Here is a 7,096-nt window from a genome sequence, read left to right on the forward strand (position 1 = left end):
GACCATCCAAGTCGGATGGTTTTTTTGTACTATTTGAAAACTGAAGTTTCTGACGTATGTTTTTTAAAAAAAGAGTTATGTCATTATGAAACAAGCTTCTCCCAGTCGGCTCCACTAACAGGATAGCTGATATTTCTCCCTCTTCTAGCTGGATTTTCGGTAATGCTACTTCCCGCAGCGTTATCCTCTTCTACGCTTACTTTTGGCTTATTCATTGTCTTCTATGGCTTAGATTGGGTAGCTATTGGCTGCACATCAATTAGGTACTGCTGTGGCTGCTTACGGAGGAGTCATTTAAAGTTATGCGAATTGGAAGGAACGCGCTTGCGGCGAAAGTTTCCGGGAACATGTAGCGGTAAATATATAGATGGAAAGAAAACCACCCGAGTGGACACTAGATCACTCGGGTGTTCGTGAGTTTTCAGGCTGGGGATACAAGGGGAGGGTGATGCGGAAGATAGCGCCGTGGAGTGGGCCGTTTTCTGCCTGAAGACAGCCGTGTGAACGTTCGATAATTGCGCGAGAAATAGCTAGCCCCAGTCCGACATCACCATTTTTTCCTTTCACAAAACGATGAAATAAATGAGGGAGAAGTTCTTCCGAGATGCCCTCCCCGTCATCTTGTACTTCTATCTGGAGTTGACGTTTGCCTGATTTAATTTCGATCGTGATCTGATCCTTGGCATGGCGCAAAGCATTTCCAATGATATTCAACAGGGCTTGAAGAAACTTTCCTTCATCTACATACACTACGTCATTGGTTTTAGTCGGACGTACTGAAATCGTTACATTGTGTTGGAGCTGCAAAGGGTGTAAACGCTCAATGGTACGAGTCACCAGGTCGGTAGCTGAATGCCACGAGGGATCAAACAAATTCTCTTCACCTTCAAGCTTGGCCAACAATATAATTTCAGTCACAATATGCTTCAATCGATTGGTTTCCTCTACGATGACATCAAACCCCTTTTCAGCAGCATCATCAACAAAAACACCATCGCGAATCCCCTCGGCATATCCTTGAATGGACATGAGAGGGGTTTTTAGCTCGTGGGAAGCATTCTGTAAAAATTGCCGCTGGATTTCATGAAAACGATCGAGCTCTTGTGCCATGGAGTAAACACTATTCGAGACTTCAGCAATTTCACCGCGTGCAGGAATGAGTTGGACCTCGGAAAAACGCCGTGCTTGAACCTTTTTTATTTCTCTCGTCAATTTATGCAGTGGCTGCACCATACTACGCGTAATAAAAAAGCTGAGCAAAATGGTAGATACGGCTCCAATCAAAACGATGAGCAAGATGTTATTCGTCATTTCCATACGAGTGTCTTTAAGTCCACGTACAGGAGAGGCCAGAATCAGTCGTTGCTTTTCGTCGTTTTTAAAAGGCAGGTTAACGACCACATAATCATCGCTTCCGACAATCCATATGTTTCGATTTTGCCTTTTCTCCGCTTTACGCTCAAGGGCATCCATCCACCCATTCAAATTGGAAGAAGGCAGGGACGTGTAAAGTACTTTTTTCTTTTTGCCTAAGAGCAAAACTTCTATCTTGCGATTGGAGACGAGAAGCTTTTCGAGTTCTGCGACTCCCTCTGTTTCAATCTTTACATTCGATTCGTTCATTTTTTCGATCCAGAATCGACCTTTTAGGTTTAATTCATTCTTTTGCTGCTCAATTAAATTATCGAGCAAAAACGAATTGATCAGGAAAGCTGATACCCCCATGACAAGACAGAGAAGAAGGGCGAACATCAACGTAATGCGAAATTGGATACTCATTCATCTTTCGTTCCTTCCAAAGTTCGCAGGCGATACCCAAAGCCCCAAACCGTCTCAAGAGGAATCTTATCCAGCTTTTTTCGGATACGACGAATGAGATCATCAACCACTCGATCACTTCCAAAATAATCAAATCCCCATATAAGAGAGAGCAGCTCATCACGGGAAAAGGCCCGATTCGGGTGCTCCGATAAAAGGCTGAGCACTTGAAACTCTTTCGAGGTCACCTCTACTTCCTCCCCAAAAGAATATACAAGACGTTTTTCCTTATCTAAAACAAGAGCGCTAATAGCTGTTTCTTCCGCATGGGATTTCATTTGTTTCCAACGCTGGAGTGCCCGATTCACACGTGCCACTAATTCACGGGGACTAAAAGGCTTGGTGAGATAATCGTCGCTTCCTAGCTCTAGTCCAAGAATCTTGTCTACTTCTTCGTCGCGTGCGGAAACCATGATGATAGGCGTTTCTGAGCCAGCACGAATACGTCGGCAAAACTCATAGCCATTCATACCTGGCAACATGATGTCCAATACCCATAGATCGGGGGGATTCTCTTGCTCTAAAGTAATAGCCTCTTCGGCTGATTCAACGGCAGTTGTAACATAGCCTTCCTTTTGCAGATAGGCTTCGACGATCTGACGAATATTGATGTCATCGTCTACGATAGCAATGTGAAAGATCTTCATGGGATTCCTCCGCGAACCTTAAGATTCTCACTTTATTGTACATCTTCAAACAGACTTAAGCAGTTGTTGGAGGCATTTCCCACACTTTTCCCATACTTCCTTTCCTACGTTTCTTACAATAGTGTAAGGAAGTTGAAACCCAAATCGATAGGACTACGTGGTCATACTCTGTAAAATGAAAGTACATTCAATAACGGAGGGATACACCATGAGAAAACTACTACAGATGATCGCGATTACGTTCGGATTGTTAATCGATACGAAGACAATGATTCGCTTCTCTGAATTGGAAATGGTCGTGAAGCTGTAAAGATGATGATAACTACATGTAAAAAGACATGAAATTCTAGGCGCCAGAATGTAGGGGGCCTTTTTTGTTTTTGTGTGATCCAGCGTGAAACAAAGCTGGAATATTTAGGGGTGAAACGGAATGCCCGAGTGTAAGACCAATTCAGAGGGAATTCTTAGGGAAATGGATTGATTCAAGTGGTTTTTTTGGACGTGTCCTCTCTCTATATGGTATAATGAAGTATTGTGATAACCAGTTGGAGGTTTACCCTTTATGGCAGAAGAAACTGCTCGGTTTCCAAAAGTCGATATTAGCCACGAAATGAGAGAATCGTTCATTAGCTATGCGATGAGCGTTATCGTCAGTCGGGCTTTGCCTGACGTTCGCGATGGTTTGAAGCCTGTACACAGGCGTATTTTGTATGCCATGCATGATATGGGCCTTACTCCTGACAAGCCGTTCCGTAAATCGGCAAACGTTGTCGGGGAAGTAATGGCGAACTACCATCCGCATGGTGACTCTTCCATCTATGAAGCGATGGTACGTATGGCCCAAGATTTTAACATGCGCTACATGCTGGTTGAAGGGCAAGGGAACTTCGGTTCTGTAGACGGCGACCCGGCAGCGGCGATGCGTTATACGGAGTCGCGTTTTTCCAAGCTCGCGCTGGAGCTTTTGCGCGATATTGATAAAGAAACGGTCGATTTCATTCCTAACTACGACGGACGCAAAGAAGAGCCGGTTGTATTGCCTTCTCGTTTCCCGAACCTGCTTTTGAATGGTGCATCAGGGATTGCTGTAGGTATGGCCACCAATATTCCGCCACATAACTTGACGGAAGTTGTTGATGGTGTCATTGCCATGATCGACAATCCTGATATTACGATTCAAGATTTGATGAAAATCATCAAGGGACCTGACTTCCCTACAGCGGGGGAGATTCTCGGTTACAGTGGTATTCGCCGTGCCTATGAAACAGGCCGTGGTTCCATTATTATGCGCGCCAAAACCCAGATTGAAGAGGATGGGAAAGGCAAACCGCGCATCATCGTAACAGAGATCCCTTATCAGGTGAACAAGGCTAGACTCGTGGAAAAAATCGCGGAGCTAGTGCGCGAGAAAAAAATCGAAGGCATTACTGACCTTCGTGATGAGTCTGACCGCAAAGGAATGCGTATTGTCATGGAATTGCGCCGTGACGTCATTCCAAAGGTTGTATTGAACAATCTGTTTAAGCATACCCAAATGCAGTCTACATTTGGTGTGAATATGCTGGCACTCGTTGACAGTCGCCCGCGTGTATTGAATCTGCGTGACATGCTCTATTACTATTTGGAGCACCAACGTGTCATTATCCGCAGAAGGACCGAATACGATCTCAAGCAAGCAGAAGCCCGTGCGCACATCTTGGAAGGCTTGCGTATTGCATTGGATCATATTGACGAGATTATCAGCTTGATTCGTGCTTCTCAAACCACGGAAGAAGCTCGCACAGGACTCATGGAGAATTACTCCTTGTCCTACGAGCAGGCACAGGCGATTCTCGATATGCGTCTGCAACGCCTGACTGGTTTGGAGCGTGAAAAAATTGAGAACGAATACCAGGAGCTCATGGTAAAAATCGCAGAACTCCGTGCTATTCTTGCAGACGAAGCCAAAATCTACGCGATCATCCGCGATGAGCTGGGTGAGATCAAAGAGAAGTTTGGCGATGAAAGGCGCACAGAAATTACTTTTGATGAGAATCATATCGAAGATGCTGATTTGATCCCAGAGGAAGATGTCGTAATCACCCTGACGCATGACGGTTATATCAAGCGTCTGCCTGTTTCGACCTACCGTTCGCAAAAACGTGGTGGACGTGGCGTGCAGGGATTGGGAACAAAGGATGACGATTTTGTCGAGCATCTGTACATTACCAATTCGCATGATTACATCATGTTCTTTACGAGCAAAGGGAAGGTGTATCGCCTAAAAGGATTTGAGATTCCTGACCTGAGCCGGACAGCAAAAGGTACCCCAATCATCAATCTCATTCAGATTGAAAAAGGGGAGCGGGTTAGTGCGGTAATCCCTGTGAAAGAGTTTGATCAAGAACATTACCTGTTCTTTGCGACCAAGAAGGGGATTATTAAGAAAACCACGCTGGAGTCCTATGGAAATATTCGCAAAGGCGGGCTAATTGCCGTTAACCTGCGCGAAGATGATGAGTTGATTGGTGTTCGTCTGACGGATGGCCAACAGCAAATCATCATGGGTACTCATAAAGGTATGTCCGTCCGTTTCAATGAGGGAGACGTACGCACGATGGGACGTAACGCCACCGGTGTGAAGGGGATTACCCTTGACGACGATGATGATGTCATTGATATGGACGTTATCAAACCAAATGCAGAAGTGCTCATTGTAACGGCGAATGGTTACGGAAAACGGACTCCTGTCGATGAATACCGCATTCAATCTCGTGGCGGTAAAGGAATTAAGACACACAATGTAACGGATCGTAGCGGTCCGGTCGTCGGTCTGAAAGTCGTTGAGCCTGAAGAAGATCTGATGATTATTACCACTTCCGGTATCATCATTCGTACAGAAATGAAAGGTATTTCTGTGATGGGGCGCTACACGCAAGGTGTGAAACTGATCCGTTTGTCTGAAAATGAGCAAGTGGGATCAGTCGCCAAGTGTCCTCCAACTGAAGAAGAGGATATGACGGATGAAGATGCGGAAGAGGGAATCGAAGATCTGCAAGACGGAGAGACTGTCGAAGCAACCGAGCCTACCGAACCGACAGAGGAATAAAGAAAATCATGACGAAAGCGTCCCGCATAATGTGGGGCGTTTTTTCTGTGTAAGTACAAAAGTTTGTTCAACCCATTGCTTTTTTCCTGCAAATGGTTTGGGTTTGAAGTAAAATTGGGAAATGGATACTATATCATTAACAAGTTGGATCGGGTGGTGAGCAGGTTGCCCAATGTGGAAGTGAAACAACTGACTCTTGGAGCGAAATTGGCTGAAGACGTATTTACAGCATTGGGAGGCATTCTTTTTGCAAAAGGAACCCCTCTCTATGAACGGGAAGTGCAATTCTTAGAAGCGTTCATGATCAAGCAGGTACAAGTAGAGGATTCAGGAGGGGATTTGACTGACCAAGGTGAACCAACCTCAACTAAGGTAGATGCGCCAGAAGCTTCTGATAAGTTTACCCAAGCTAAACCTGTCTTTCAGGAGTCATTTGATAAAGCAGTGTCTACACTGAAGAATTTGATGACCCGCGTACAAGGCGGCAATAACATACCAGTTATGGAAGTCAGGGAAGTTGTTACGCCGATCATTACGGAGTTTCAGCAGCAACCACAAGTTCTTCTCTCCCTTCGGCGCTTTGCAAAGATGGATAGCTATGCCTACGAGCATGCCGTAGCGGTTGGGATTATTTCTTATATGATTGCAAAATGGGTCAAGGTACCTGAGAAGGAATGGATGCAGGTCGCATTGGCGGGTACATTGCTCGATATAGGAAAAACGAAAATTGATCGGCGGATTTTGCAAAAACCAGGGAAGCTTACGCCAGATGAATTCGAAGAGATGAAGAAGCATACCGTTTATGGCTACCAAATTATTAAGTCATCCCACGGTTTAAGTGAAGGTGTAGCATTAGCGGCTTTGCAACATCATGAGCGAGAAGATGGTTCAGGCTATCCATTAGGTTTGCCTGGTTCTAAACTGCATTTATACAGCAAAATTGTTGCTGTGGCCGATGTGTATCATGCAATGAGCTCGGATCGTGTGCATCAAAAGGCGTTGTCTCCCTATCAAGTCGTGGAGCAATTAGTGCAGGATAGCTTCGGAAAGCTTGATCCTACCATTGTTCGATCATTTGTGGAGGGGATCACTCAATTCGCTGTAGGAACGCTGGTTGAATTAAGTGATGGAACAATTGGGAAGATTGTATTTACAGATCGTAATCACCCAACGAGACCAATGGTTGAAACAGGTGGAAAAATCGTAAACCTAGTTGAAGCTCGACATTTATCTATTGTGAGAGTAATGGAACAGTAAAAGGAGAGAGGCGAATCATTCGCCTCTCTTTTAATATAATTTAAAAAAATTCAATTTAATTATAAAAACCTCTTGTGTTGTTTAAAAATACGTGATAAGATACATCTTGTCGCTTCGATTGAAGCAACACTTCAAGAAGAAAGCCAATTAAGCTATTTACTTCTTGAGTATTGTTTGATAAAGTATTAAATTGTCGCCGCTAAGCGAAACAAGATTTTCCAAAAAAAGATCTTGCGAAAAGCTAGGCGGTATGATAAGATAGAAAAGTCGCCTCGAGAGAGACGAA

The 7,096-nt window shown here is 44.5% G+C and carries 4 protein-coding genes; 2 read left to right on the plus strand and 2 right to left on the minus strand.

From position 1 onward, the window contains the following. Positions 1-399: 399 nt before the first annotated feature. Complete coding sequence (locus ODZ53_RS29370) at positions 400-1,779, minus strand: sensor histidine kinase (protein ID WP_372681943.1); 1,380 nt, start codon at positions 1,777-1,779, stop codon at positions 400-402. Further along, positions 1,776-2,465, minus strand: a complete 690-nt coding sequence (locus ODZ53_RS29375) for a response regulator transcription factor (protein ID WP_173627957.1) — start codon at positions 2,463-2,465, stop codon at positions 1,776-1,778. Before ODZ53_RS29375 ends, ODZ53_RS29370 begins: the two co-directional genes overlap by 4 nt. 562 nt (positions 2,466-3,027) lie before the next feature. Here ODZ53_RS29375 and gyrA point away from each other — a divergent pair. Together gyrA and ODZ53_RS29385 are read left to right on the plus strand one after the other, a co-directional pair. After that, positions 3,028-5,553, plus strand: coding sequence for a DNA gyrase subunit A (gene gyrA, locus ODZ53_RS29380; RefSeq protein ID WP_372681945.1), 2,526 nt, complete (start codon positions 3,028-3,030; stop codon positions 5,551-5,553). A gap of 165 nt (positions 5,554-5,718) precedes the next feature. Continuing rightward, complete coding sequence (locus ODZ53_RS29385) at positions 5,719-6,810, plus strand: HD-GYP domain-containing protein (RefSeq protein WP_172801940.1); 1,092 nt, start codon at positions 5,719-5,721, stop codon at positions 6,808-6,810. Positions 6,811-7,096: the final 286 nt, after the last annotated feature.

It is taken from the genome of Brevibacillus sp. BD137, from assembly GCF_041644655.1.
In the GTDB taxonomy this organism is placed as follows: Bacteria; Bacillota; Bacilli; order Brevibacillales; family Brevibacillaceae; genus Brevibacillus; species Brevibacillus brevis_D.